Raw genomic sequence first — 24,701 nt, 5'->3', positions numbered from 1 at the left:
ATTATTCTATCTGGCAGGCCGCAATCAAAGGCTCAGCGCGTGGGGACCGGCGTCTCGCCGCGATAGTCGTAGAATCCGCGGCCTGATTTCCGGCCGAGCCAGCCGGCCTCGACATATTTGACCAGCAGCGGGCAGGGGCGGTATTTGCTGTCGGAGAGACCGTCATGCAGCACCTGCATGATCGACAAACAGGTATCGAGACCGATGAAATCGGCAAGCTGCAACGGTCCCATCGGGTGGTTGGCGCCAAGCCGCATGGCGGTGTCGATGGCTTCCACCGAGCCGACGCCTTCATAAAGCGTATAGATCGCCTCGTTGATCATCGGCAGCAGGATGCGGTTGACGATGAAGGCCGGGAAATCCTCGGCGACGGTGATCGCCTTTTCCAGCGTCCGCACATAATCCTTGGCCGCGTCGAAGGTCTTTTCATTGGTGGCGATGCCACGCACCAGTTCCACCAGCTTCATGACCGGCACCGGGTTCATGAAGTGGATGCCCATGAACTGTTCGGGACGATCGGTAGCGGATGCAAGCCGGGTGATGGAGAGCGAAGACGTATTGGTGGCGAGCAGCGCTTCGGGCTTCAGGACCGGGCAGACCTGTGCATAAATCTTGCGCTTGACCTCTTCATTTTCCGTCGCGGCCTCAATGACGAGATCCATGGCTGCGAGATCATTGATGTCGGTCGATCCGCTGATGAGCGCCAGCGCCTGCTTGCGGGCGTCGTCCGAAAGCTTGCCGTTGGTGACCTGGCGGGCGAGATTGCCGTTGATCGTGGCGAGACCGGCCTCGATGCCTTCCTTGGAAAGATCGTAGATATGAACCCTGTAGCCGGCAATGGCGGAGACATGCGCAATACCGCATCCCATCTGACCGGCTCCGATGACACCGATGTTTTTAAAGGGGGCGGTCATAGGCTGGTCTCCTCTCAGGGATTTTGTCTGCGTTATTGCCGGCGATGTTACGCATATCGCCGAAAAAGAGAAGGCGGCGCGTTTAAAAAACGCGCCGCCTCCAATTTATGCTTAAATTACAGCGATTTTTCGAGTTCCGGCAAGGCTTCGAACAGATCGGCGACGAGGCCGTAGTCTGCCACCTGGAAGATCGGCGCTTCTTCATCCTTGTTGATGGCGACGATAACCTTGCTATCCTTCATGCCGGCCAGATGCTGGATGGCGCCCGAAATGCCGGCGGCGATGTAAAGCTGCGGGGCAACCACCTTGCCGGTCTGGCCCACCTGCCAGTCGTTCGGCGCATAACCGGCATCGACGGCCGCACGGCTGGCGCCAACGGCGGCGCCGAGCTTGTCGGCGACGGGAAGGATGACTTCCTTGAACTTTTCCGACGAACCGAGCGCACGGCCACCCGAGATGATGATCTTCGCAGACGTCAGTTCCGGACGGTCGGACGACGCCAGCGCATCGGAAACGAAGCTGGAGAGGCCGGGATTTTCTGCCGCGCCAATGGTCTCGATCGCTGCCGAACCGCCTTCGGCCGCTGCCGCAAAGGCGGTGGGGCGCACGGTGATGACCTTCTTCGCATCGGTTGCCTGCACGGTCTGGATGGCGTTGCCGGCATAGATCGGGCGCTTGAAGGTATCAGGGCTGACGACCTCGATGATTTCCGAGATCTGGGCCACATCGAGAAGGGCCGCCACGCGCGGGGTGACGTTCTTGGCCGATGCGGTGGCCGGGGCGATGATGACGTCGTAGGAGGGTGCGAGCGAAACGATCAGCGCGGCCAGCGGCTCGGCGAGCGCGTTGGCATAGGAGGCGTCGTCGGCAAGCAGTACCTTGGCAACGCCGGAGAGTTTCGCCGCCGCGTCTGCGGCACCCTTTGCGCCAGAACCGGCGACCAGCACATGCACGTCGCCACCGATCTGCGTTGCCGCCGTCAGCGTCTTGCCCGTCAGGTCGGAAAGGGTTGCGTTGTCGTGTTCTGCCAGAAGAAGAATGGCCATGAAAATATCTCCCTTTTCCGAAACCTTAGAGGACGCCGTCAGCTTTGAGCTTTTCGACCAGCTCGGCAACCGAGCCAACCTTGATGCCGGCCTTGCGGCCTGCCGGCTCTTCGGTCTTCAGCACCTTCAGGCGCGGCGAAACGTCGACGCCGAAATCGGCCGGCGACTTTTTGTCGAGCGGCTTCTTCTTCGCCTTCATGATGTTCGGCAGCGAGGCGTAACGCGGCTCGTTCAGACGAAGATCGGTGGTGACGACGGCGGGAAGCTTCAGCTCAACCGTCTGCAAACCGCCATCGACTTCACGGGTGACCGCGACCTTGCCATCTGACGGTACGACCTTGGAGGCAAACGTGCCCTGGCCCCAGCCGAGAAGGGCGGCCAGCATCTGGCCGGTCTGGTTCGAATCGTCGTCGATCGCCTGCTTGCCGACGATGACGAGACCGGGCTGTTCAGCCTCGGCAACGCCCTTCAAAAGCTTGGCGACGGCGAGCGGCTCAACCGTTTCGTCGGTCTCGATCAGGATGGCGCGGTCGGCGCCCATGGCAAGCGCCGTGCGCAGCGTCTCTTCCGCCTTGGCCGGACCGATCGACACGACCACGACTTCTTCGGCCTTGCCGGCTTCCTTCAGGCGTAGCGCCTCTTCCACCGAGATTTCGTCGAACGGGTTCATCGACATCTTCACATTGGCGAGCTCAACGCCTGAACCATCCGATTTCACGCGGATCTTAACGTTGTAATCGACGACTCGTTTAACGGGGACAAGGATTTTCATCGGCGGCTTTCCTCAAACTCCTGTCCGCTTTGGCCAGTTGACCGCGCGGACCTCCAAAAACAGGTTGGCGACATGGATAAGCATTTTTCCCGCAAATACAACGGAGCAATCTTCATTATCACATGCACGTAAGGCATATCTTACGTTGACGTTAACGTAAATACTCTATCTCTGACGCAGGGTCTCATCTACCCCCGTCATAGCCCCGTTCGATTTGCGACAACCCTGTTGTTTGCGACGTATTCTTGAACTGCGCCGCCCTCGGCGCAACAATGGTTCGGTCAAACAGGGGCACGCCTCGCCTGCGCATGAAAACCACCAGGATCGCACCTGCAATTATGCCGCCGACATGGGCGCCCCAGGAGACGTTTTCTTCAAGCCCCAGCGCCAGCATCAGGAACTGCTGGCCAATCCACAGCGCCAGCGGAATGAAGGCGGGCAAAGGAAGCGGAATACGCATGAGAACCAGCACCCAGACACGCACCCTGGGATGCAGCAGGAAATAGGCCGCGACGACGCCGGAAACCGCACCCGAAGCGCCGATCAGCGGCCCTTCCGATGTGGGTGAGACGACGCCGTGAAACAGCGCGCCGACAATGGCGCAGGCAAGATAGAAAATCAGGAAACGGAAATGGCCAAGCGCGTCCTCGACATTGTCGCCGAAGACCCAGAGAAACAGCATGTTGCCGGCCAGATGCCAGAAATCGAGATGCAGGAATGCGTAAGTGACAACAGTCAGATCGTCAGGCACCACCTGCAGCGCCGGTTCCAGATAAGCATAATCGAACACGACGGCCGGAATGAAACCAAGGCCGAGCGCTGCGGCATTGGCCTCGGTATCGCTGGCAAGCACGCCGGTAAACAGCCAGACCAGCACATTGACCACGATCAGGCCGATGGTGACATATTGCAGCCGGATATGTTTGAGGGAATTCGCATCGTGCAGCGGTATGAACATCGAACGCCCTTCATTTGCGCAAGTGGTGCGATCTAGCGGTTCTTGCCGGGAACCCACAATATGTCTGCCTTGCCGGCATCATTGGCAAAACGGGCCGCGACGAACAGGAAATCGGACAGGCGGTTGGCATATTTCAACGCTGCCGGACTAACGATCTCATTCTCGGAAACGGAAAGTTCCACCATCAGCCTCTCCGCCCGGCGGCAGACGGTGCGCGCCAGGTGCAGATTGGCCGCCGCCGCGCTGCCGCCCGGCAGCACGAAAGAGGTCAGCGGTTCGAGGGCGGCATTGAGTTCGTCGATTTCATTTTCCAGCCGTGTGACCTGGCTTTCGACGATGCGCAGGGGCTCGTAAGAAAGCGGCTCGCCACTATCAGGTGTGGCGAGATCGGCGCCGAGATCGAAGAGATCGTTCTGGATGCGAAAGAGCATGGCATCCAGCCGTTCCAGCCCGCCCGTATGCAGTCGCGCGACGCCGATGGCCGAATTGGTCTCGTCCACCGTGCCATAGGCCTCGACGCGAAGATCGTGCTTCAGCCGGCGCGGGCCGGAAACCAGCGCGGTCGTGCCTTTGTCGCCGGTGCGGGTGTAGATCTTGTTCAGTTTCACCATGTCAGCGGCCACCGCCGGTGAGCCAGAGGGTGAGCATGATCAGCGCGATGGCGATGGCCTGCAGGAGAAGGCGAAGCTGCATCAGCTTGTTGGACCGGTTGGCATCCTGCCCCTTCAGCATGTTGAAGAGGCCGCGTATCAACACGATGACGACGAGGCCCATGACGATAAGGGCCAGAACGGTGGTGAAGCCGGACATGCGGTATTACTCCTCCTCAATCGAATCTGCGCAGCAGACGATAGAAAAGTCCGGCAGGCAAGAGCCGTTTCAGGATAAGCCCCTGTTTGGCTGGCACCGTGACGGGATAATGCGGCTTCGGTTTTGCCGCCGTCAGGGCGTGTTTCAGCACGGCATAAACCGCATCGGGGCCAAGCTTGTGACGGTTGACGGGACCGGAGCCATCCATGCGCGCCAGCTGGCGTTTATATTCCGCCGCATGGGCCGAATTTTCGAGATCGATATGCTCGTTGATATGGGCAAGCGCCGTCGCGGTGAATTTCGAGGTGATGGGACCGGGTTCGATCAGGCTCACATGGATGCCGCTGCCCTGAAGCTCCATGCGCAAGGTGACCCCCAGTCCCTCAAGCGCGAATTTCGAAGCGGTGTAAGCGCCGCGGTAACGATAGGGCACGAGGCCGAGTATCGAAGAGCAATGCACGATGCGGCCCGCGCCTCGGGCGCGCATGAAGGGAATGACCCGCCGTGTCAGATCGTGCCAGCCGAAGACATTGGTTTCGAACTGGGCTCTCAGCGCTTCGACAGGCAGGTCCTCCACCGCGCCCGGCTGGCCATAAGCGCCGTTGTTGAAAAGCGCATCGATGCGGCCGCCGGTTCGGGCGGCGACGGTATCCACCAGCGCGGCGATGGTTTCCGGCTTGGTGTAATCCATGATCAGGGTTTCGATGCCCTGATTTTCAAGTGCGGCCATGTCGGCGATGCGGCGCACGGTGGCGAAAACCCGCCAGCCGTCCCGGTGGAGCGCGCCGGCGCAATAAGCGCCGATGCCCGAGGAACATCCGGTGATGATGATGACGGGCTTTTCAGACATCTGCCGCTCCGGGAAACCGACTATCGCTCTGGCCCGTTCGACCGGCCCATGGAAAACGCATTGCGCAAAATCCTTTTCAGTGACGGAACCGAAAGCCGGGCTTGCGCGCTGTACAAAGCGAAGCTGATTTCCCATATTCGGGACGAAGTTACAAATGAAATGCCGATGAATGGAGGTGACATGGTTGCCGCAGTGCGCCTGGCAGGCAAGGTTGCCTTCGATGCCTATTCCCATTTCGCCGAGGATGACGGCTGGGCGATGGCGAGCCATATGGCGCTTTCCATCCTGCTGGCGCTGTTTCCCTTCCTGATCTTCGGCACGGCGCTTGCCGGTTTTCTCGGGGCCGACCAGTTTTCCGAAACGGCGGTGCATCTGATTTTCGACACCTGGCCGGAGGCGATTGCCGGGCCGCTGGCGGCGCAGGTGCAGCAGGTGCTGACCATTCCGCGCGGCGGGCTGCTGACGATTTCAGTGCTGGCCGCCGCCTATTTTGCCTCCAATGGTGTCGAGGCGCTCCGAATTTCGCTCAACCGCGCCTATCGCGTCACGGAGACGCGCTGGTGGTATGTCACCCGCCTGCTCAGCCTGCTTTATGTGCTGATCGCCGTGGTCGTCTTTGCCGGCATCAGTATCGTCCTTGTTGCCGTGCCGGTCGCCACCTCTTTTGCCGAGCAGCGGTTCCCGTGGCTGACGGACGTGTTGAATACGGTCTCCAGTCTCGGCCTTTACGGCACGATCGTGGTGCTGACGGCGGGGCTGGTGGCGGCGCATCTGTGGCTGCCCGCCGGCAAGCGCCGTATCTGGGATGTCTGGCCGGGCATTCTCTTGACGATGATCTTCTGGGTCATCGGCGCGGCGATCTTTGCCTATTATCTCTCCACCTTCGCCAATTATGCCGCCACCTATGCCGGTCTTGCCTCCGTCATGGTGGTTCTGGTGTTTCTTTATATGGTCGGCGTCATCTTCATGCTCGGTGCGGAGGTCAATGCCGCGCTCATGAAGTACAAGGTGCGGCAGATCATCCGCCGCAATATCGGCGGCAGCGGCGCGCGCCGGGAGCGGGCGCTAGAGGAGACCGACAAGCCGGCGGATATCTGACGGCGTCGCCCCTTCCGCCCGCAGGGCGGAAAGGCCGGTACTGCCTTCGCTTTTCGAAAGCTTGCGCCCGTCTGCGCCCAAAATAAGCCGATGATGATGATAGTTGGGTTGGGGCAGGTCCAGCAGGTGCTGCAGCAGCCGGTGGATGGCGGTTGCGTGGAAGAGATCCATACCGCGCACCACATGGGTGATGCCCTGCAGCGCATCATCAACCACAACGGAGAGATGATAACTCGAAGGCGCGTCGGAACGCGACAGGACCACATCGCCCCAGAGCGCGGGAAGGGCCTCGATCCGCCCGGGCCCGCCGTCGCCGCTCTCCTGCCAGAACAGAGGGATGCCGGCGGCGCGGATCGCCTTTTCCATGTCGAGCCGCCAGGCGTGCGGACGGCCGGAGGCGAGCAGCGCCTCCCGCTCAGCCTTTGGCCTCTCCCGATCTAAGGCCGGGTAAAGCGGCGCACCATCAGGATCGCGTGGCCAGAGCCTTCCTTCTGCCTCAAAAGTGCGAACGGTGGCCTTTGTTTCCCCACGGCTGAGAAAAGCCGGATAGGCTAGGCCCGCGTCGATCAGCCTGTGCAGCGCCGCGCGATACTCATCGAAATGTTCCGATTGCCGCCGCACCGGTTCTTCCCAGGAAAGTCCCAGCCAGCCGAGATCATCATGGATCGCCTGCTCCAGCTCCGGCGTGCAGCGCGTCTGGTCGATATCCTCGATGCGCAGCAGAAAGCGGCCGCCATTGTCCTGCGCCATGTCATGGTTCAGGAAGGCGGAAAGCGCGTGGCCGAGATGCAGCAGGCCGTTGGGGCTTGGCGCAAAGCGGTAAACCGGTTTTTGACGGAAAGGCGAAGGCATGGTTTCTTCTGCCATGTTTTAAAGCGCCCCACCAGCCGGCTGGCGGCATATGGAATGACGGATATGAAAATCATTACCGGGATGGATGACATCAGCGAAGGGCTGGAGCATCTCGCCTACCTCGATCCGGCTCTCAGCCTCATTATCGAAAAAGCCGGTCCGCTGGAGCTGCGCATTCACGAGCCCGGCTTTGCCGGCCTTGCCCATATCGTCGTGTCGCAGATGGTGTCGCGCGCCAGCGCCAACGCCATATGGGCGCGTATCCTTGCCGGCACCGGCGGCGTGGTCACGGCGGAAAATTATCTCGGCGCACCCGAGGAATTGCGCGCTGGCTTCGGCCTTTCCCGGGCCAAGGCGACGACGCTGGAAGGGCTGGCGCGCGCCGTCACGGAAGGGCAGATCGATCTTGACGGCGTGGTGCGCAAGGAAGCCGCTGCCGCCCTTTCCGAACTGGTTGCGCTTCGGGGTATCGGCCCGTGGACGGCGGAGGTCTATCTGATGTTCTGCGGCGGGCATCCGGATATTTTCCCGGTCGGCGATGTGGCGCTGAGATCGGCGGTGGCCCACGCGCTTGATCTGGAGGTGAGGCCGGAAGCGAAATGGCTGGCGGAGCGTGCGGCACTCTGGTCGCCATGGCGCTCCGTGGCCGCGCGGCTTTTCTGGGGCTACTACGCCAATATCATGCGGCGCGCCATGGTGCCTTTACCCTGATACTCCCGCGGCGCTAGAAGTCGGCGATCCTGTAGGGCAGGGCTCCGCGCGAAAGATGATCGAAATGCAGCTTGCGTTTCAGCGGCGGCACGGCGCGCTGCACGCAATCCACCCTCTCGCAGACCCGACAGGAAATGCCGATCGGCTTGAAGGAGGCCGCATTGCCGAGATCGAGCGTATCGGCATAAACGAAATTCTGCGCATGGGAAATTTCGCAACCGAGTGCGATGGCATAGCGCGGTCTCTCCGTATTGAAGCCCGCGCCAGCTTTCTCGATTTGCGTGGCAATGGAAAGGTAGCGCACGCCGTCAGGCGTTTCCGCCAGTTGCCGCACGATGCTGTCGGAGCTTTCGAAAGCCTGATGGATATTCCAAAGCGGACAGGCCGCCCCGAAACGGGCAAATTGCAGCCGCGTGGCGCTGTGGCGTTTGGTGATGTTGCCGGCGCGGTCGATCTTGGCGAAAAAGATCGGCACGCCTTTCATGCCCGGCCGCTGCAAGGTGCTCAGCCGGTGGGCCACCTGCTCAAGGCTCGCGCCGAAGCGCACGGCCAGAAGCTCCAGATCGTGGCGCAGTTCCTGTGCCGCCCGATGAAATTGCCCATAGGGCAGGATGAGGGCTGCGGCAAAATAATTATGCAGTCCGATACGACAGATTTCCGCCGCTTCCGCATTGCGGAATCCGGCGCCGGCCAGCACCCTGTCCACCGTCGCGCCGGCGTGAAGCTGGGCGATCTGCAGCGCCAGCTGAAAACAGCGTGTCGGCGCGGCCATGTAGGAACTGAGTGCGAGCGTTTTGCCGGCGGGGTCGAAGTGCCGGATCAACCCGCCCGCCGCCTCCGTTCTTGTGATATGGATGCCGTAACGGTTGCGCAGATGTGCGGCCAGAATGCCGTAGGTCTCGCCGCCCTCCATTTCCAGCTCTTCCGCCAGCTCTTCGGCCAGAAGGTCGATGTCGGCGACGTAATTGTCGACGAAGTGGAAGAAATCGCGCACCTCCTCATAGGGGGTTCTTTCCACCTGCGCGGTTCCGCGGCCCAGACGATCATCCAGCTGCACCAGCTGCTCGCTGTTCTGCCGGTAAGCCTGATGGGCGCGCAGCAACGCATGGGCAAAACCCGGCGCGTTCTGGGCGATCAGTTTCAGTTCCTGAAGCCCCGGCTCGTAGTTCAGGAACAGCGGGTCTTTCAACGCCTCACGCACGGCGGAAACCAGCCGGTCGCTTTCGCCCGTCGCCAGCTCCGCCATATCAAGCTGGAATTTTTCCACCAGCGTCACCAGAACGCTGGCCGAAACCGGGCGTTGATTGTTCTCGATCTGGTTCAGGTAGCTCGCGGAGATGCCCAGCCGCTCGGCAAATTGCGCCTGCGTGGCGCGGGCGTTTTCGCGAAGGCCGCGCACCTTGCGGCCGATGAAGAGTTTTTCCGTCGCCATATTGCAACTTTGCAAAATTAAATATTGCAAATATTTATGGCACGCATACGCGCACGATCAAGGCTTCTGGCAGACTATTTTCTGGGTTATGGATCGTAATGACAACGCATGGAGGAAACATGCCCGGCATTCTGGAGCAGTTGGAAACGCGGCGGGAAGAGGCGCGGCTCGGCGGCGGCGTCAAGCGCATTGAGGCGCAACACGCCAAGGGCAAGCTGACGGCGCGCGAGCGTATCGATGTGCTCTTGGATGAAGGTTCCTTCGAAGAATACGACATGTACGTCACCCACCGGGCGGTGGACTTCGGCATGGCGGGCCAGAAGATTGCAGGTGACGGCGTCGTCACCGGCTGGGGCACCATCAATGGCCGGCAGGTCTATGTTTTCTCGCAGGATTTCACCGTGCTCGGCGGTTCGCTGTCGGAAACCCATGCGCAGAAGATCTGCAAGATCATGGATATGGCGGTGCGCAATGGTGCGCCGGTGATCGGGCTGAACGATTCCGGCGGTGCGCGTATCCAGGAGGGCGTGGCCTCGCTCGGCGGTTATGCCGATGTGTTCAAGCGCAATGTCGTCGCCTCCGGCGTCGTGCCGCAGATATCGGTCATCATGGGGCCTTGTGCGGGCGGTGCGGTCTATTCGCCGGCCATGACCGATTTCATCTTCATGGTGCGCGATACCTCCTACATGTTCGTGACCGGGCCGGATGTGGTGAAGACCGTGACGAACGAGATCGTCACAGCGGAAGAGCTTGGCGGTGCCTCCACCCATACGAGAAAATCCTCCGTCGCTGACGGCGCTTATGAAAACGACATCGAGACGCTGGAACATGTGCGGCTGTTGTTCGATTTCCTGCCGCTCAACAATCGCGAAAAACCGCCTGTCCGGCCGTTTCATGACGATCCGGCGCGGCTGGAAGCACGTCTCGATACGCTGATCCCCGACAGTTCCAACAAACCCTACGACATGAAGGAACTGATCCACGCGCTGGCGGATGAGGGAGACTTCTTCGAACTGCAGGAAGCCTTTGCCCGCAACATTATCACCGGCTTCATCCGCCTTGAAGGCCAGACGGTGGGGGTTGTCGCCAACCAGCCGATGGTGCTGGCCGGCTGCCTCGATATCGACGCCTCGCGCAAGGCCGCCCGTTTCGTGCGCTTCTGCGATGCCTTCAACATTCCGCTGCTGACGCTGGTGGATGTGCCGGGCTTCCTGCCGGGTACGGCGCAGGAATATGGCGGCGTCATCAAGCACGGCGCAAAACTTCTCTTCGCCTATTCGGAGGCCACGGTGCCGATGGTGACGCTGATTACGCGCAAGGCCTATGGCGGCGCTTATGACGTGATGGCCTCCAAACATATCGGCGCGGATGTGAACTACGCCTGGCCGACGGCGGAAATCGCTGTCATGGGCGCAAAAGGAGCGGCGGAAATCCTCTATCGTTCCGAGCTTTCCGATCCCGAGAAGATTGCCGCGCGCACGAAAGAATATGAGGAGCGTTTCGCCAATCCCTTCGTGGCGGCGGAACGCGGTTTCATCGATGAGGTCATCATGCCGCATTCCTCACGCCGCCGCATCGCCCGCGCCTTCGCGTCGCTGCGCAACAAGAGCGTCGAAACCCGCTGGAAGAAACACGACACCATTCCGCTCTGATTTGCTGCAGGGCTGGAAAAATGCTTCGGCCACCTTACTATATGTTTGTTCAGGCGCCCGGATTTCCGGATGTCCTCCCGAAACGCACAAGGACAGTTTTTCATGGCCGAAAATTCCTCCGCAGATAATTTCCCCGCCGGATATGAAGTGCCCAAGGTCTGGACCTGGGATAAGGGCAATGGCGGCCAGTTCGCCAATATCAACCGTCCAATCGCCGGTCCCACCCATGAAAAGGAACTGCCCGTCGGCAAGCACCCGCTGCAGCTTTATTCGCTGGCGACGCCGAACGGCCAGAAGGTCACCATCATGCTGGAAGAATTGCTGGCTGCCGGCCACAAGGGCGCAGATTATGATGCGTGGCTGATCAAGATCGGCGAAGGCGACCAGTTCGGTTCCGGTTTCGTCGGCGTCAATCCGAATTCCAAGATCCCGGCGCTGATGGATCATTCGACCCCTGAGCCGACGCGTGTTTTCGAAAGCGGCTCCATTCTCGTTTATCTCGCGGAAAAATTCGGAGCCTTCCTGCCGAAAGAGGGTAATGCCCGCACGCAGGCGCTGAACTGGCTGTTCTGGCAGATGGGCTCCGCTCCCTTCCTCGGCGGCGGTTTCGGCCATTTCTACGCCTATGCGCCGGTGAAGATCAAATACGCTATCGACCGCTACGCCATGGAAGTGAAGCGCCAGCTCGACGTGCTGGACCGGCACCTCGCCGACAACCGTTATCTCGCCGGTTCGGAATATACGATCGCCGACATGGCCGTCTGGCCGTGGTATGGCAAGATCGCGCTCGGTCAGGCCTATGGCGATGCCGGTGCGTTCCTTGAAGCCGATAGCTATAAGAACGTCATGCGCTGGACTCTCGAAATCGGCGAACGCCCGGCGGTCAAGCGCGGCGTGATCGTCAACAAAACCTCGGGCGATCCGTCCGAACAATTGCATGAACGCCATGATGCCTCCGACTTCGAAACGAAGACGCAGGACAAGATCGGCAAGGCATAACGAAAAGATTAGAGCGCCAAGAGCGCTCTAACTATTTGAATTGACGCATTTCCGGACGTAAAAGCGATTCCGATTTTACTGGAAATGTTCTGGAAGGACTAAAGATGGCGAACCTGCCCGAAATGACCAAACACAAGGGATTTCCCTCCGGCATGCCGAGCACGGGCGTCCAGTTCACCATCCGCCGCGCCAACCCCAAAGGGGTAACACCGATCAAGATGATACCCCGCCGGGCGCGCAACGACACCAAGGAGCATCGCATCGATGCCGCCTTCCTGCACTCGCTCTGGCACCATTTCGGCGCCGAGCCCTTCGAGCGCGGCAATCTCGACGCCGCCCGCCTCAATCTGCTTTTCGGCCGCGAGGTCGTGCCGGCGGAGAAGAATTTCGATCCGCTTTCATATCAGGCGATGCTGGTCATCGACGAGCGCGTTGCCCGGCAGAATTTCCCGGAATCATTCGAGAATTTTTTCGAGATCTGAGGGCAGGCGACGGCATTTCCTGAGGGGGAGGAGGAATATGATTGTCGACATACTTCATATGGACCTGCAATGGCTGCGACGTTGGCTGAGGCAACGTCGCGGCGGTAACGCGGGCAGAGCATCGGGCAGTCGTGATCCAAAGCCGAAGATGACGCCGGAAGCCGCCCGGCTCGATCACCTGCAGATGTTGCGTTTCATGGCGCTCAATGCGGCGGTCGGCGTGCTGATCGGCGTCTGCGTCGGTGCCGCGCTGATTTTTCTCGACATTGGCGGTTTGGGCGCGCGCATCGGCCGCGCCGCAAATCCACTCGTGCCGGTACTGCTGGTCGTCGTGCCCATCGCATCCCTGTTCGGTGCGGCGGCCACCGCCTCGGCGATCCTGATGATGCCCTATGAAAAGAAATTCCGCGACGATGATGACGATGCGAGGGGAGAATAACCGCATGATCAAGAAAATCCTCATCGCCAATCGCGGCGAGATTGCCTGCCGGGTCATCAAGACCGCGAAGAAGATGGGCATCGCCACTGTCGCGGTCTATTCGGATGCGGACGCCAATGCGCTGCATGTGAGACAAGCGGATGAAGCCGTTCATATCGGCCCGGCTCCCTCGTCGCAGTCCTATATCGTCATCGATAAAATTCTGGAGGCGATCGCGAAGACCGGGGCGGATGCGGTCCATCCCGGTTACGGCTTCCTGTCGGAAAACGCCGCCTTTGCTAAGGCGCTGGAAAAGGCGGGCGTCGCCTTCATCGGCCCGCCTGTCGGCGCGATTGAGGCGATGGGCGACAAGATCACCTCGAAGAAACTGGCCGCCAAAGCGGGTGTTTCCACCGTTCCCGGCCATATGGGGTTGATTGAGGATGCGGATGAGGCGGTGAGGATCGCATCGCAGATCGGTTATCCCGTCATGATCAAGGCGTCCGCCGGCGGCGGCGGCAAGGGCATGCGCATCGCCTTCAACGACACCGAGGCGCGTGAGGGGTTTCAGTCCTCGAAAAACGAGGCGAAATCCTCCTTTGGCGACGACCGCATCTTCATCGAGAAATTCGCTACCCAGCCTCGCCATATCGAAATTCAGGTGCTGGGCGACAAGCACGGCAATATTCTCTATCTCGGTGAGCGCGAATGCTCGATCCAGCGGCGTAACCAGAAGGTCATCGAAGAAGCGCCGTCGCCGTTTCTGGACGAAGCGACCCGTAAGGCCATGGGCGAACAGGCCGTGGCGCTGGCAAGGGCGGTCGGTTACCATTCGGCCGGCACGGTGGAATTCATCGTCGATGGCGAGAGGAATTTCTACTTTCTGGAAATGAACACCCGCCTGCAGGTGGAACATCCGGTGACCGAGCTTGTCACCGGCATCGACCTGGTCGAACAGATGATCCGTGTGGCGTCAGGTGAAAAGCTTTCCTTCGCACAGGCGGATGTGAAACTGAACGGCTGGGCGATTGAAAGCCGGCTTTATGCCGAAGACCCCTATCGCAACTTCCTGCCTTCCATTGGCCGGCTGACGCGCTATCGTCCACCACAGGAAGGTGCGCAGGAGAACGGAACGGTCATCCGCAACGATACCGGCGTCTTCGAAGGCGGCGAAATATCGATGTATTACGATCCGATGATCGCCAAGCTGTGCAGCTGGGGCCAGGATCGCGGGACGGCCATCGACGCCATGGGGCAGGCGCTGGACCGTTTCGAGGTGGAGGGCATCGGCCACAATCTGCCCTTCCTGTCGGCCGTCATGCAGCATGAGCGTTTCCGGGCCGGAAGGCTTACGACGGGCTTTATCGCGGAAGAGTTTCCGGAAGGGTTTTCCGGTGTCGAGCCGGATGAAGCCGCGGCGCGCAAGCTTTCCACCATTGCCGCCATCATCAACCAGCGCGTACAGAACCGCGCGGTCGAAATTTCCGGCACCATCGGCAATCACCGCCGCATCGTCGGCCATGACTGGGTGGTTTCATTTGGCGCATTGGACCAAAGGGTCAGCGTTGAAACCGGTGCGGACGGCACGGCGGTCCGTTTTGAAGACGGGGCGGCGCTCACCATCGATACCGGCTGGCTTCCGGGCCAGAGTCTGGGTCTGTTCACGGTGGCGGGCGAAGTCATCGCCGCCAAGGTCGATCTTGCCGGTGCGGCGGTTCGCCTGCGCTGGCGCGGCATGGATATTCTCGTCCGCGTCCGCAGCCCGCGCGTTGCGGAACTGGCGCTGCTGATGCCGGAAAAACTGCCGCCGGATACATCGAAACTGCTGCTCTGCCCCATGCCTGGTGTCATTACCGGTATCTCTGTGGGCGAAGGCGACGAGGTGGAGGCCGGGCAGGCGCTGGCGACGGTGGAGGCCATGAAGATGGAAAATATTCTGCGCGCGGAAAAACGCGGTCGCGTTGCCAGGGTGGCGGCAAAACCGGGCGACAGCCTTGCGGTGGACGAGGTCATCCTCGAATTCGAGTGACGACCTTTGGCCGTTTTTGCGGAACGGATGCGGATCGGAGTGGTTTAAGGGGTCTGGCCTGCAGGCGGCCGTTCGATTTTCGTCACGATCAACCGCCACAGTGCTAAAATGAAATGCAGAAGGGGAGAGATGCATGTCGGGTGAAAAAACGGTGCGGGATTGGCTGCAGCTTGCCGAAAGGGAGCTGAAGCGCTCACCGGACACACTCGTCTGGCACACGCCGGAGGGCATCGAGGTCAAGCCGCTCTATACGGCTGACGATCTGCAGAAGATTTCCCATCTCGACAGCCTGCCGGGCTTTGCGCCTTTCACGCGCGGCCCGCGCGCCACCATGTATGCCGGGCGGCCCTGGACTATTCGCCAATATGCCGGTTTTTCCACGGCCGAGGCCTCGAATGCCTTTTATCGCAAGGCGCTCGCCGCCGGCCAGCAGGGTGTTTCCGTGGCCTTCGACCTCGCCACCCATCGCGGTTATGACAGTGATCACCCGCGCGTGGAGGGTGACGTCGGCAAGGCTGGTGTGGCGATCGACAGCGTCGAGGACATGAAAATCCTGTTCGACGGCATCCCGCTTGAAAAAGTCTCGGTGTCCATGACCATGAACGGCGCGGTCATTCCGGTGCTCGCCAGTTTCATCGTGGCGGGCGAAGAACAGGGCGTTCCCCGCGCCGCCCTTTCCGGCACCATCCAGAACGACATTCTCAAGGAGTTCATGGTCCGCAACACCTATATCTATCCGCCGGAACCCTCGATGCGGATCATTGCCGATATCATCGAATATACGGCGAAGGAGATGCCGAAATTCAACTCCATCTCCATATCAGGCTATCACATGCAGGAGGCGGGCGCGACGCTGGTGCAGGAGCTTGCTTTCACGCTGGCGGATGGCCGCGAATATGTGCGCGCGGCGCTGGCCAAGGGGCTGAATGTCGATGATTTCGCCGGGCGCCTGTCGTTCTTTTTCGCCATCGGCATGAATTTCTTCATGGAGGCGGCGAAGCTGCGCGCCGCGCGCCTGCTCTGGTCACGCATCATGGAGGAATTCAGGCCGCAGAAGGCCTCGTCGCTGATGCTGCGCACCCATTGCCAGACTTCCGGCGTCTCGCTTCAGGAGCAGGACCCCTATAACAACATCGTCCGCACCGCGTTTGAGGCCATGTCCGCCGTGCTTGGCGGCACGCAGTCGCTGCACACCAATTCCTTCGATGAGGCGATTGCCCTGCCGACGGAATTTTCCGCCCGCATCGCCCGCAATACCCAGCTTATCCTCCAGCATGAAACAGGTGTTACCAAGGTCGTCGATCCCCTGGCCGGTTCCTATTATGTCGAGAGCCTGACCGATGAACTGGCTGAGAAAGCCTGGGCATTGATCGAGGAGGTGGAGGCGCTTGGCGGCATGACTAGGGCCGTGGCGGAAGGCCTGCCGAAACGGTTGATCGAAGAGGCGGCAACACGCCGCCAGGCGGCGGTGGACAAGGGCGAGGAGGTCATCGTCGGCGTCAACCGTTACCGTCTCGAAAACGAGGAAGATATCGATGTTCTCGATATCGACAATGCCGCCGTTCGCGCCGCGCAGATCCGCCGCATTGAGGAGACGCGCCGCCGCCGCGATGGCGAGGACGTGACCTCCGCCTTGGCGGCACTTTCCGAGATTGCCCGCAGCGGCAAGGGCAATATTCTCGAAGCCGCCGTTGCCGCCGCCCGCGCCCGCGCCACAGTGGGAGAGATTTCCGATGCATTGCGTGCGGTCTTCGGAGACCATGCCGCTGTGCCGGAGGTGGTGAGTGATATCTACGGTGAGGCCTATAAGGATGAGCCGGAACTTGCCACGCTCGCCGCCCGCCTCTCCGGTGTTGCTGAACGGATCGGCACCAAGCCGCGCATCATGGTCGCCAAGCTCGGGCAGGACGGACATGATCGCGGCGCGAAGGTCATTGCTTCAGCCTTTGGCGATATCGGTTTTGATGTGCTGGCCGGCCCCTTGTTCCAGACTCCCGTTGAAGCGGCGGATATCGCCGTTCAGAACAGGGTTCATGTGGTCGGTATGTCATCGCTCGCCGCCGGTCATAAGACGCTTGCGCCGCAGCTGGTCGAAGCGCTGAAACAGAAGGGCGCGGAAGACATCATCGTCGTGGTCGGCGGCGTCATTCCGCGGCAGGATTATCAGTTCCTGCTCGATCACGGCGTTTCGGCAATTTTCGGACCCGGCACCAATGTCATGGACGCGGCCAACAAGGTTCTCGACCTGCTCGAAGGCGTCAGGCGGAACGTGTGAGGGGAAGAAGACCATGTTCGGAAGACTGAATCACGTCGCCATCGCGGTGCCCGATCTCGAAGCCGCCGTCACCCGCTACAGGGCGCTTGGCGCAGCGGTCTCGGAGCCGCAATCGCTGCCTGAACACGGGGTGACGGTGGTTTTCATTCAGGCTGAAAATACCAAGATCGAGCTTCTTTATCCGCTCGGCGAAAATTCGCCGATTGCCGCCTTTCTCGAAAGAAATCCGGGCGGCGGGACGCACCATCTCTGCTTCGAGGTGCCGGATATTGCCGCGGCCCGTGATGACCTCATCAAGAAGGGCGTTCGAATTCTGGGTGATGGCCAGCCGAAGATCGGCGCCCATGGCAATCCCGTTCTTTTCCTGCACCCGAAGGATATGGGCGGCGTGCTCTATGAGCTTGAGCAGGTTTCTCAGACACACGACTGAAACATAAATCTCCTAGAGCATTTCCAGGAAAAGTGGACCCCGGTTTTCCGTCCGGAAATGCGGCAAGCACGAGTTGGAGCGTTTTCGCGATTCGAAGAAAAGCGAAAATGCTCTAGGAGGCTGACGTTGTGAAGCGCTGCTCATGGCGGCGCTTTCATTTGCGTTCGTATGGTTCGTTTGTTTTCTTTTGACATTCGTTTTGTTTTCGTTTTTATGTAATTGTCTTTCCATAAGGGGTTTCTCCCCTGCATTGTCGCGGAGGCTTCATGTCCGGCGAAAACATTTTTGATCTTTTTGTCATCGGTGGCGGCATCAATGGCTGCGGCATTGCCCGCGATGCTGTGGGCAGAGGTTATTCCGTGGCGCTTGCGGAAAAGGGCGATTTTGCCTCCGGCACATCTTCGGCGGCCACCAAGCTCATTCATGGCGGTTTGCGGTATCTCGAACATTACGAATTCCGCCTCGTGCGTGAAGCGCTGATGGAGCGGGAAATCCTCTGGGCCATGGCTCCGCATGTTATCTGGCCCATGCGTTTCGTTCTGCCCATTCAGAAGGGCGGAGTACGCCCGGCCTGGATGGTCCGGCTCGGCCTGTTTCTTTATGACAATCTCGGCGGCCGCAAACTTTTGCCGGCGACCCGTACGCTCGATCTTCGCAAGGACCCGGCGGGCAAGCCTCTGAAACCGGCTTTTGCCAGGGCTTTCGAATATTCCGACGGCTGGGTGGATGATGCCCGCTTTGTGGTCCTCAACGCACGCGATGCGGCGGATCGCGGCGCGACCATCATGAACCGCACGCGGGTCGTTTCCGCACGGCGCGAAGGCGGGCTGTGGCTCGTCGAGACGCTGGACGAAAAAACCGGTCGTTCAGCCACGCATAAAGCGCGCATGCTGGTCAACGCTGCCGGTCCCTGGGTGGATACCGTGCTTTCCGGCGTCTTCGGCCGCAAGGATGTTCACAATGTCCGGCTCGTGCAGGGCAGCCACATCATCGTGCGCAGGAAGTTTTCCGATCCGCGCGCCTATTTCTTCCAGAACCCGGATAACCGCATCATCTTCGCCATTCCCTATGAGCGGGATTTCACGCTGATCGGCACCACCGACCGCGACTACAAGGGCGATCCGGCCAAGGTTCGCATTTCCGAGGAAGAGATTTCCTATCTCTGCAACGCGGCGAGCGACTATTTCAGCGAACCCGTTCGGCCGGAAGACATCGTCTGGACCTATTCTGGCGTGCGGCCGCTCTTTGATGACGGCGCTTCGAAAGCGCAGGAAGCTACACGCGATTACGTGCTGAAGGTTGAAGAGACCGAGGGTGAGGCTCCACTCCTCAATATTTTCGGCGGCAAGCTCACCACCTATCGGCGGCTGGCGGAACATGCGCTGGAAAAGATCGGCGCGGCGATCGGCGAAAAGGGCAAGCCCTGGACGGCGGGCTCGCATCTGCCGGGCGGCGATTTCGGCGCGCAGAGATATGAAGCGCAGGTTCGGGCGCTCGTCTCCCGATACCCTTTCCTTGATGGACGCCATGCCGAGCGGCTGGTCAGAAACTACGGTACGAAGGCTGCGGAACTGTTGGGCAGCGCCACCGACGTGTCCAGCCTCGGCCGGCATTTTGGCGGCACGCTTTACGAATGCGAAGTGCGCTGGCTGGTTGAACACGAATGGGCGTTTGCGGCCGAGGACATTCTCTGGCGGCGCACGAAGCAGGGCCTGCGCCTGAGCAAGGACGAGGCCGCCGGTCTCGATGACTTCGTGGCCATGCTGACAGGCGGTAAACAAAAGACCGAAGCCGTGGCGGAACGGGCCTGAGCTTCCGCCAGGTTTTACGTCAATTCCCGGAACTCCTCAGCGGCCTCTCGGGGGCGTCGGCGCTCAAGATGTAGTCGTCGGCAGCGGAAAGGGCGTGTTCCATATGTCCTTCGAACACCAGTTCCGGCTCATGGGGAGCGATTGCGATTTTTGGCATGCCGCCGAAACGCACTGCCTGCGATTGCGCTAACCCGTCGCGCAGGCCGCTTTCCAAAAGGTCGAAATAACGGGTGCCGGGGCCGGTGATGAAAACCGGCATATGGCCGTGCAGGCTGAAGAGGCGTGAAAGACCGTTGCCGAGCGCAAGGCCGGCGGTGCGGAAGGCAAACCGCGCCATCCGGCCCCCGGCGCGGGCCGAAGCGGCGATCTTGTCGACCTCGGCGATCGGCACGAACTTTGCTGGTTCCGCCTGTGGCGGGGCCTCGAAAGCCGAGCGCAGGATGGCGTAAAATCCGGAATAGGCCTCAATGCAGCCCCTGGTGCCACAACGGCAGAGCGCGCCATCGGCCAGATGCAGCATATGACCGAAATTGGGGGCGCTGACTTCGATTGCGCCGCCCGTTGCGCGGGCAATGCCAAGGCCGATGCTGTGGCCGAGCGACAGGGTGACGAGCGCTTCCGGCGCCGGGGTTTCCCTTGCGTGCTCCCGCATCCAGATGGCTTTTGCGGCCAGCAGCGTCTCGTTGTTCAGCGTCACGCGGGTGCGGCCGTCTTGCGAAATAAGCTGCTGGAAATCTATCTTTTCGTTACCGAGGACTGGCGACCAGACGAGTACAGCCGTTGCCGCATCCACGAGCCCCTTGCTGCTGATCGAGACCTGAAGAATGTCGTTGCGGTTGATGCGCGAACGGTCCGCAAGTCTCGCAAGGCCCGCCAATATCGAACCTCCGAACGCGCCTTTTTCAGCCGTGATCCTCTGCTCGGTAAAGCGGTCCACCAGCTTGCCGGCATAATCGACGAGCGAATATTGCACGCTGTCGGAGGAGATGATGACGATCGCAACGTAGCAGAAGTCGCCGCTTGGCGCGAAGAGGATACGCGGCCGCCCGCGTCCGGCAGTGGCAAGCTGTTCTTTCCTGAGAATGAGCCCCGCACGTTCGAGTTCCATGGTGATGGCGGAAACGGTTGCGGAGGCAAGCCCGGTGAAAGTCGACATGTCGGTATGGGAAAGACTGCCGTGCAGACGCAGTGCCGCCATCACCGACAGGCTGTTTTTCTGGCGCACCAGTTCCGTGCTTGCAATGGCGGACATGGGCTGGGGCATGCTCCCTGAACGGCTTTTTTCCTGTCGTGCTGATCCCTCTGATGGCGCATGCCGAAAGCAAGATCAAGGCACCCGGATGCTGCCCGCAGCCGTTGTTGACAGCATGGGGAATCTCTGACATTAATTTTCTCGACTGTCGAGAAAATTGTGAAATCACAGAGACCGGCAGCTTTTTCCGGGCGTTTTTCCTGCATGGAGGTGCAGGCTTCGCCCTTACCGGGAGGACATCATGAATTCTTTTGCCAAGCTTTTGGCGGGTACAGCCGTACTCGTTTCCCTGCATACTGCCGCTATTGCGGCTGATCTCGTCGTTGGCGTTTCCTGGTCGAATTTCCAGGAAGAACGCTGGAAGACGGATGAGGCGGCCATCAAGTCCGCTCTCGACAAGGCTGGCGCGAAGTACATTTCCGCCGATGCGCAATCGTCCGCCGCAAAGCAGCTGACCGACGTGGAATCGCTGATTTCCCAGGGCGCCAACGCGCTGATCATCCTGGCGCAGGACAGCGACGCGATTGGCCCGGCCGTTGAAAAGGCTGTTGCCGAGGGTATTCCGGTCGTTGGTTATGACCGCCTGATCGAAAACAAGAACGCCTTCTACATTACCTTCGACAACAAGGAAGTCGGTCGCCTTCAGGCAGCCGAAGTCTTCAAGGTGAAGCCGGAAGGCAACTATGTCTTCATCAAGGGCTCGTCTTCCGATCCGAACGCGGACTTCCTTTTTGCCGGCCAGCAGGAAGTGCTGAAGGCCGCCATCGACGGGGGCAAGATCAAGAATGTCGGCGAAGCCTATACCGATGGCTGGAAGCCGGAAAATGCCCAGAAGAACATGGAACAGTTTCTGACCAAGAATAACAACAAGGTCGATGCTGTTGTCGCCTCGAATGACGGCACGGCCGGTGGCGCAATCGCCGCTCTCGCCGCGCAGGGCATGGCGGGTTCGGTGCCCGTTTCCGGTCAGGATGCAGACTTCGCCGCGCTTAACCGCGTCGCACTCGGCACGCAGACGGTATCCGTCTGGAAGGACAGCCGCGAACTCGGCAAAGAAGCGGCCGGTATTGCGCTCGCGCTTGCTGGCGGCAAGAAGATGACGGAAATCAAGGGCGTCACCGCCTTTGACGGCGGCCCGAAGAAGGTCACGATGCAGTCGGTCTTCCTCAAGCCGATCGCCATCACCAAGGACAATCTGAACGTCGTCATCGACGCCGGCTGGATCAAGAAGGAAACGGCCTGCCAGGGTGTGAAGGCCGGAACCGTCAAAGCCTGCGATTGATCGAATACGTCCCGGTTTGGGCGCTGCGTCATGGTTCATGGCGCGGCGCCTTTAGAGCATTTCCAGGAAAAGTGGAGCCCGGTTTTCCGTCCGGAAATGCGCCAGAACAAAGAGTTAGAGCGTTTTCGCGATTCGAGGAAAAGCGAAAACGCTCTAAGATGTAAGGAGCACCGGCAGTTCATGGCCGATATGACCCAATCCAATTCCACGACGTCGCAAAAGACGGAAAAAACAGGCTCGATTGCGCGCTTCATCAACGCCACCGAGCTGGATACCAGACTGCTCGGCATGGTCGGCGCGCTTCTTCTGATCTGGATCGGTTTCCACATTCTTTCGGGTGGGCTGTTCCTGACGCCGCGAAACCTCTGGAACCTCTCCGTGCAGACCGCTTCCGTGGCTGTCATGGCGACCGGCATGGTGCTCGTCATCGTCACCCGCAACATCGACCTTTCGGTCGGATCGATCCTTGGTTTTTCCGGCATGATCATGGGTGTCATGCAGGCGGAAATCCTGCCGCAGCTTCTCGGCTTCGAACATTGGGCGACATGGATCGTCACGCTTCTGGTCGGCATTCTCGTCGGCGGCGCCATCGGCATGCTGCAGGGCTCGATCATCGCCTTCCTCAACGTGCCGTCCTTCATCGTCACGCTCGGCGGTCTGCTGGTCTGGCGCGGCGGCACCTGGTTCGTCACAAGCGGCCGCACCGTGGCGCCGATGGATTCCACCTTCCGCCTGATGGGCGGCGGCACCAGCGGCTCGATCGGCGCGACATGGAGCTGGATCGCTGCCATTGTCGCCTGTGTCGCCATCGTCGCGGCAATCCTCAATTCCCGTCACCAGCGCCGCCGTTTCGGCTTTCCGCTGCGGCCGGTCTGGGCGGAATATTTTCTGGTGGCGCTCGGCTGCTTTGTCGTCATCGGTTTCGTGGCTGTCGTCAACAGCTACCCCTGGCCGATCAACATCGCCCGCAATTATGCCGATGCCAATGGCATCACCTGGCCGGATGGTGGCCTGTTCATTCCGCACGGCATTGCCATTCCGGTGCTGATGGCGCTCGCCGTTGGTGCAGTGATGACCTTCATCGCCACGCGGCTGCGCTTCGGACGTTATGTCTTCGCCATCGGCGGCAACCCGGAAGCGGCCGAACTCGCCGGCATCAAGACCCGCTGGGTCACGGTGAAGATATTCACGCTGATGGGCGTTCTCTGCGCCATCGCCGCGGCAATCTCCACTGCCCGCCTCAACGCGGCAACCAACGCCCAGGGTGAACTGGACGAACTTTATACGATCGCGGCGGCGGTCATCGGCGGCACCTCGCTTGCCGGCGGTGTCGGAACCATAGCCGGCGCGATGCTCGGCGCGCTCGTCATGCAGTCGCTGCAATCCGGCATGGTGCTGGTGGGCATCGACACGCCCTTCCAGCGCATCGTCGTCGGTGTGGTTCTGGTCGTCGCCGTCTGGCTCGACACCATCTACCGCGCCCGCGCCAAGTAAGAACCGAGGAGAACTCCTATGACGGAACAAGTCACGCCCCTCGTGGAAATGCGCAATATTTCCATTTCCTTCGGCGGTATCCATGCGGTGGAAAACGCCTCTGTCGACCTTTTCCCCGGTGAGGTGGTGGCCCTTCTCGGCCACAACGGCGCGGGCAAATCGACGCTCATCAAGATATTGTCCGGCGCCTACCGGCGCGATGGCGGCGATATCCTCATCAATGGCGAGGATGCGGATATCCGCAATCCCCGCGACGCCAAGAAATATGGCATTGAAACCATCTACCAGACGCTGGCGGTGGCGGATAATGTCGATGCGGCGGCCAATCTCTATCTCGGCCGCGAGCTGAAAACGAAATGGGGCACGTTGGATGATGTCGCCATGGAGGCCTCGGCCCGGGAGGTCATGGGGCGTCTCAACCCCAATTTCCGGCGTTTCAAGGAGCCGGTAAAGGCATTGTCGGGCGGCCAGCGGCAGTCCGTCGCCATCGCCCGCGCCATTCTGTTCGATGCCCGCATCCTCATCATGGACGAACCGACGGCAGCACTTGGGCCGCAGGAAACCGCGCAGGTCGGTGATCTCGTCAAGGAGCTGAAACGGCAGGGCATCGGCATCTTCCTCATCAGCCACGATATCCATGACGTCTTCGACCTGGCGGACAGGGTATTCGTGATGAAGAACGGCAAGGTGGTCGGCCATGCCCGCACGGAAGATGTGACGAAGGACGAGGTTCTCGGCATGATCATTCTGGGCAAGGTGCCGTCTGGCGCTGTGGCGGGCCCGGGCGCGGTCGTCTCCTGACATCTGCCTTTAAATGAAATAAAGATATAAAGATTTCTTTATATCTATTGACATTGTGACACCCGTAGTGAGAAATGCGGGTGTCATGGTTCTCCGGGCCTGATTATTTCAATCCCGGAGCTAAGAGGGAATCCGGTGCGCCGACGATCGGCAAGACCGGAGCTGCCCCCGCAACTGTAAGCGGCGAGCCTTTGTCCAGGATGTCACTGGGGTTAAAAGCCCCGGGAAGACGGGCAGGGGCGGCGACCCGTAAGCCAGGAGACCTGCCAGGACAAAATAACGTCCACGGGCGGGGTGTCCCGGTGGTTGCTGCAATGGTCCGGCAAAGCCGGG

At 60.4% G+C, this 24,701-nt stretch carries 23 protein-coding genes and 1 riboswitch; of the genes, 13 read left to right on the top strand and 10 right to left on the bottom strand.

Annotation, left to right across the window (positions count from 1 at the left end):
- Positions 1-32 precede the first annotated feature (32 nt).
- From WDZ78_RS02520 to WDZ78_RS02490, 7 genes are all read right to left on the bottom strand, one after another.
- The gene (locus tag WDZ78_RS02520) at positions 33-914 is read right to left on the bottom strand and encodes a 3-hydroxybutyryl-CoA dehydrogenase (protein WP_020012154.1); all 882 of its coding nucleotides are present in this window, start codon (positions 912-914) and stop codon (positions 33-35) included.
- 116 nt (positions 915-1,030) lie between these two features.
- Entirely contained in the window at positions 1,031-1,960 is a 930-nt protein-coding gene (locus WDZ78_RS02515) for an electron transfer flavoprotein subunit alpha/FixB family protein (RefSeq protein WP_425672244.1), read from the bottom strand.
- Positions 1,961-1,985: 25 nt separating this feature from the next.
- Entirely contained in the window at positions 1,986-2,732 is a 747-nt protein-coding gene (locus WDZ78_RS02510; protein ID WP_020012152.1) for an electron transfer flavoprotein subunit beta/FixA family protein, read from the bottom strand.
- A gap of 184 nt (positions 2,733-2,916) precedes the next feature.
- Positions 2,917-3,690, bottom strand: a complete 774-nt coding sequence (locus tag WDZ78_RS02505; RefSeq protein ID WP_020012151.1) for a rhomboid family intramembrane serine protease — start codon at positions 3,688-3,690, stop codon at positions 2,917-2,919.
- Between the two features lie 32 nt (positions 3,691-3,722).
- Positions 3,723-4,301, bottom strand: a complete 579-nt coding sequence (locus tag WDZ78_RS02500) for a cob(I)yrinic acid a,c-diamide adenosyltransferase (RefSeq protein ID WP_020812917.1) — start codon at positions 4,299-4,301, stop codon at positions 3,723-3,725.
- A gap of 1 nt (position 4,302) precedes the next feature.
- Positions 4,303-4,500 carry a twin transmembrane helix small protein gene (locus tag WDZ78_RS02495; protein ID WP_004445622.1) on the bottom strand — a complete coding sequence of 66 codons (198 nt, stop codon included), beginning with the start codon at positions 4,498-4,500 and terminating at the stop codon, positions 4,303-4,305.
- A gap of 16 nt (positions 4,501-4,516) precedes the next feature.
- On the bottom strand, positions 4,517-5,350 hold the full coding sequence (locus tag WDZ78_RS02490; protein WP_003509588.1) for an SDR family oxidoreductase: 834 nt from the start codon (positions 5,348-5,350) through the stop codon (positions 4,517-4,519).
- A gap of 180 nt (positions 5,351-5,530) precedes the next feature.
- Here WDZ78_RS02490 and WDZ78_RS02485 point away from each other — a divergent pair, with 180 nt between their 5' ends.
- Positions 5,531-6,448, top strand: a complete 918-nt coding sequence (locus tag WDZ78_RS02485) for a YihY/virulence factor BrkB family protein (protein WP_269826376.1) — start codon at positions 5,531-5,533, stop codon at positions 6,446-6,448.
- Here WDZ78_RS02485 and gluQRS read toward each other — a convergent pair.
- A complete protein-coding gene (gluQRS, locus tag WDZ78_RS02480; RefSeq protein ID WP_425672243.1) occupies positions 6,416-7,315 on the bottom strand; it encodes a tRNA glutamyl-Q(34) synthetase GluQRS in 900 nt (299 codons plus the stop codon). The two genes, WDZ78_RS02485 and gluQRS, sit on opposite strands and share 33 nt — an antisense overlap.
- 39 nt (positions 7,316-7,354) lie before the next feature.
- Between gluQRS and WDZ78_RS02475 the strand changes: the two genes are divergently transcribed.
- A complete protein-coding gene (locus tag WDZ78_RS02475; protein WP_425672242.1) occupies positions 7,355-8,011 on the top strand; it encodes a DNA-3-methyladenine glycosylase family protein in 657 nt (218 codons plus the stop codon).
- 13 nt (positions 8,012-8,024) lie between these two features.
- On the opposite strand, the gene WDZ78_RS02470 is transcribed toward WDZ78_RS02475, so the two are convergent.
- Positions 8,025-9,443 carry a helix-turn-helix domain-containing protein gene (locus WDZ78_RS02470; protein ID WP_425672241.1) on the bottom strand — a complete coding sequence of 473 codons (1,419 nt, stop codon included), beginning with the start codon at positions 9,441-9,443 and terminating at the stop codon, positions 8,025-8,027.
- A gap of 119 nt (positions 9,444-9,562) precedes the next feature.
- Between WDZ78_RS02470 and WDZ78_RS02465 the strand changes: the two genes are divergently transcribed.
- The 8 genes from WDZ78_RS02465 (at position 9,563) to WDZ78_RS02430 (ending at position 19,539) form a co-directional block, all read left to right on the top strand.
- Positions 9,563-11,095 carry an acyl-CoA carboxylase subunit beta gene (locus WDZ78_RS02465; RefSeq protein WP_003509583.1) on the top strand — a complete coding sequence of 511 codons (1,533 nt, stop codon included), beginning with the start codon at positions 9,563-9,565 and terminating at the stop codon, positions 11,093-11,095.
- 102 nt (positions 11,096-11,197) lie between these two features.
- Positions 11,198-12,094 (top strand): glutathione-dependent disulfide-bond oxidoreductase, encoded by an 897-nt coding sequence (yghU, locus tag WDZ78_RS02460; RefSeq protein ID WP_113083018.1) that lies wholly within the window; start codon positions 11,198-11,200, stop codon positions 12,092-12,094.
- 104 nt (positions 12,095-12,198) lie between these two features.
- Positions 12,199-12,576 (top strand): hypothetical protein, encoded by a 378-nt coding sequence (locus WDZ78_RS02455; protein WP_003520841.1) that lies wholly within the window; start codon positions 12,199-12,201, stop codon positions 12,574-12,576.
- A gap of 37 nt (positions 12,577-12,613) precedes the next feature.
- Positions 12,614-13,015, top strand: coding sequence for a hypothetical protein (locus WDZ78_RS02450; RefSeq protein ID WP_425672240.1), 402 nt, complete (start codon positions 12,614-12,616; stop codon positions 13,013-13,015).
- A gap of 4 nt (positions 13,016-13,019) precedes the next feature.
- On the top strand, positions 13,020-15,023 hold the full coding sequence (locus WDZ78_RS02445) for an acetyl-CoA carboxylase biotin carboxylase subunit (protein WP_425672239.1): 2,004 nt from the start codon (positions 13,020-13,022) through the stop codon (positions 15,021-15,023).
- A gap of 133 nt (positions 15,024-15,156) precedes the next feature.
- The gene (gene scpA / locus WDZ78_RS02440; RefSeq protein WP_425672238.1) at positions 15,157-17,298 is read left to right on the top strand and encodes a methylmalonyl-CoA mutase; all 2,142 of its coding nucleotides are present in this window, start codon (positions 15,157-15,159) and stop codon (positions 17,296-17,298) included.
- A gap of 13 nt (positions 17,299-17,311) precedes the next feature.
- The gene (gene mce / locus WDZ78_RS02435; protein ID WP_020012139.1) at positions 17,312-17,728 is read left to right on the top strand and encodes a methylmalonyl-CoA epimerase; all 417 of its coding nucleotides are present in this window, start codon (positions 17,312-17,314) and stop codon (positions 17,726-17,728) included.
- A 266-nt stretch (positions 17,729-17,994) separates the two neighbouring features.
- A complete protein-coding gene (locus WDZ78_RS02430; protein ID WP_425672237.1) occupies positions 17,995-19,539 on the top strand; it encodes a glycerol-3-phosphate dehydrogenase in 1,545 nt (514 codons plus the stop codon).
- A gap of 19 nt (positions 19,540-19,558) precedes the next feature.
- Here WDZ78_RS02430 and WDZ78_RS02425 read toward each other — a convergent pair whose 3' ends face one another.
- Entirely contained in the window at positions 19,559-20,791 is a 1,233-nt protein-coding gene (locus WDZ78_RS02425; protein WP_425672236.1) for an ROK family transcriptional regulator, read from the bottom strand.
- Between the two features lie 241 nt (positions 20,792-21,032).
- On the opposite strand from WDZ78_RS02425, the gene xylF reads away from it, so the two are divergent.
- The 3 genes from xylF (at position 21,033) to WDZ78_RS02410 (ending at position 24,368) form a co-directional block, all read left to right on the top strand.
- A complete protein-coding gene (gene xylF / locus WDZ78_RS02420) occupies positions 21,033-22,073 on the top strand; it encodes a D-xylose ABC transporter substrate-binding protein (RefSeq protein ID WP_020012136.1) in 1,041 nt (346 codons plus the stop codon).
- 180 nt (positions 22,074-22,253) lie between these two features.
- Positions 22,254-23,567, top strand: coding sequence for a sugar ABC transporter permease (locus tag WDZ78_RS02415; RefSeq protein WP_020012135.1), 1,314 nt, complete (start codon positions 22,254-22,256; stop codon positions 23,565-23,567).
- Between the two features lie 18 nt (positions 23,568-23,585).
- Positions 23,586-24,368: an ATP-binding cassette domain-containing protein gene (locus tag WDZ78_RS02410; RefSeq protein WP_003509572.1), complete on the top strand. Its 783-nt coding sequence runs from the start codon at positions 23,586-23,588 to the stop codon at positions 24,366-24,368.
- Positions 24,369-24,437: 69 nt separating this feature from the next.
- Positions 24,438-24,653: riboswitch (cobalamin riboswitch) on the top strand.
- Positions 24,654-24,701: the final 48 nt, after the last annotated feature.

Source organism: Agrobacterium sp. M50-1 (assembly GCF_049843495.1).
In the GTDB taxonomy this organism is placed as follows: Bacteria; Pseudomonadota; Alphaproteobacteria; order Rhizobiales; family Rhizobiaceae; genus Agrobacterium; species Agrobacterium radiobacter.
The sequence above is the reverse complement of the archived record's forward strand: the minus strand, read 5'-3'. Positions and strand labels throughout refer to the sequence as shown.

What these genes read in the sequence shown, in the direction of transcription:
- scpA (WP_425672238.1), top strand. Translation starts at nt 15,157, where the DNA reads ATGTCGGGTGAAAAAACGGTGCGGGATTGGCTGCAGCTTGCCGAAAGG.
- WDZ78_RS02450 (WP_425672240.1), top strand. Translation starts at nt 12,614, where the DNA reads ATGATTGTCGACATACTTCATATGGACCTGCAATGGCTGCGACGTTGG.
- WDZ78_RS02445 (WP_425672239.1), top strand. Translation starts at nt 13,020, where the DNA reads ATGATCAAGAAAATCCTCATCGCCAATCGCGGCGAGATTGCCTGCCGG.
- WDZ78_RS02510 (WP_020012152.1), bottom strand. Translation starts at nt 2,732, where the DNA reads ATGAAAATCCTTGTCCCCGTTAAACGAGTCGTCGATTACAACGTTAAG.
- WDZ78_RS02425 (WP_425672236.1), bottom strand. Translation starts at nt 20,791, where the DNA reads ATGTCCGCCATTGCAAGCACGGAACTGGTGCGCCAGAAAAACAGCCTG.
- gluQRS (WP_425672243.1), bottom strand. Translation starts at nt 7,315, where the DNA reads ATGGCAGAAGAAACCATGCCTTCGCCTTTCCGTCAAAAACCGGTTTAC.
- WDZ78_RS02490 (WP_003509588.1), bottom strand. Translation starts at nt 5,350, where the DNA reads ATGTCTGAAAAGCCCGTCATCATCATCACCGGATGTTCCTCGGGCATC.
- WDZ78_RS02470 (WP_425672241.1), bottom strand. Translation starts at nt 9,443, where the DNA reads ATGGCGACGGAAAAACTCTTCATCGGCCGCAAGGTGCGCGGCCTTCGC.
- WDZ78_RS02430 (WP_425672237.1), top strand. Translation starts at nt 17,995, where the DNA reads ATGTCCGGCGAAAACATTTTTGATCTTTTTGTCATCGGTGGCGGCATC.
- mce (WP_020012139.1), top strand. Translation starts at nt 17,312, where the DNA reads ATGTTCGGAAGACTGAATCACGTCGCCATCGCGGTGCCCGATCTCGAA.
- WDZ78_RS02495 (WP_004445622.1), bottom strand. Translation starts at nt 4,500, where the DNA reads ATGTCCGGCTTCACCACCGTTCTGGCCCTTATCGTCATGGGCCTCGTC.
- WDZ78_RS02415 (WP_020012135.1), top strand. Translation starts at nt 22,254, where the DNA reads ATGGCCGATATGACCCAATCCAATTCCACGACGTCGCAAAAGACGGAA.
- WDZ78_RS02500 (WP_020812917.1), bottom strand. Translation starts at nt 4,301, where the DNA reads ATGGTGAAACTGAACAAGATCTACACCCGCACCGGCGACAAAGGCACG.
- WDZ78_RS02515 (WP_425672244.1), bottom strand. Translation starts at nt 1,960, where the DNA reads ATGGCCATTCTTCTTCTGGCAGAACACGACAACGCAACCCTTTCCGAC.
- WDZ78_RS02485 (WP_269826376.1), top strand. Translation starts at nt 5,531, where the DNA reads ATGGTTGCCGCAGTGCGCCTGGCAGGCAAGGTTGCCTTCGATGCCTAT.
- yghU (WP_113083018.1), top strand. Translation starts at nt 11,198, where the DNA reads ATGGCCGAAAATTCCTCCGCAGATAATTTCCCCGCCGGATATGAAGTG.
- WDZ78_RS02465 (WP_003509583.1), top strand. Translation starts at nt 9,563, where the DNA reads ATGCCCGGCATTCTGGAGCAGTTGGAAACGCGGCGGGAAGAGGCGCGG.
- WDZ78_RS02505 (WP_020012151.1), bottom strand. Translation starts at nt 3,690, where the DNA reads ATGTTCATACCGCTGCACGATGCGAATTCCCTCAAACATATCCGGCTG.
- xylF (WP_020012136.1), top strand. Translation starts at nt 21,033, where the DNA reads ATGAATTCTTTTGCCAAGCTTTTGGCGGGTACAGCCGTACTCGTTTCC.
- WDZ78_RS02455 (WP_003520841.1), top strand. Translation starts at nt 12,199, where the DNA reads ATGGCGAACCTGCCCGAAATGACCAAACACAAGGGATTTCCCTCCGGC.
- WDZ78_RS02475 (WP_425672242.1), top strand. Translation starts at nt 7,355, where the DNA reads ATGACGGATATGAAAATCATTACCGGGATGGATGACATCAGCGAAGGG.
- WDZ78_RS02410 (WP_003509572.1), top strand. Translation starts at nt 23,586, where the DNA reads ATGACGGAACAAGTCACGCCCCTCGTGGAAATGCGCAATATTTCCATT.
- WDZ78_RS02520 (WP_020012154.1), bottom strand. Translation starts at nt 914, where the DNA reads ATGACCGCCCCCTTTAAAAACATCGGTGTCATCGGAGCCGGTCAGATG.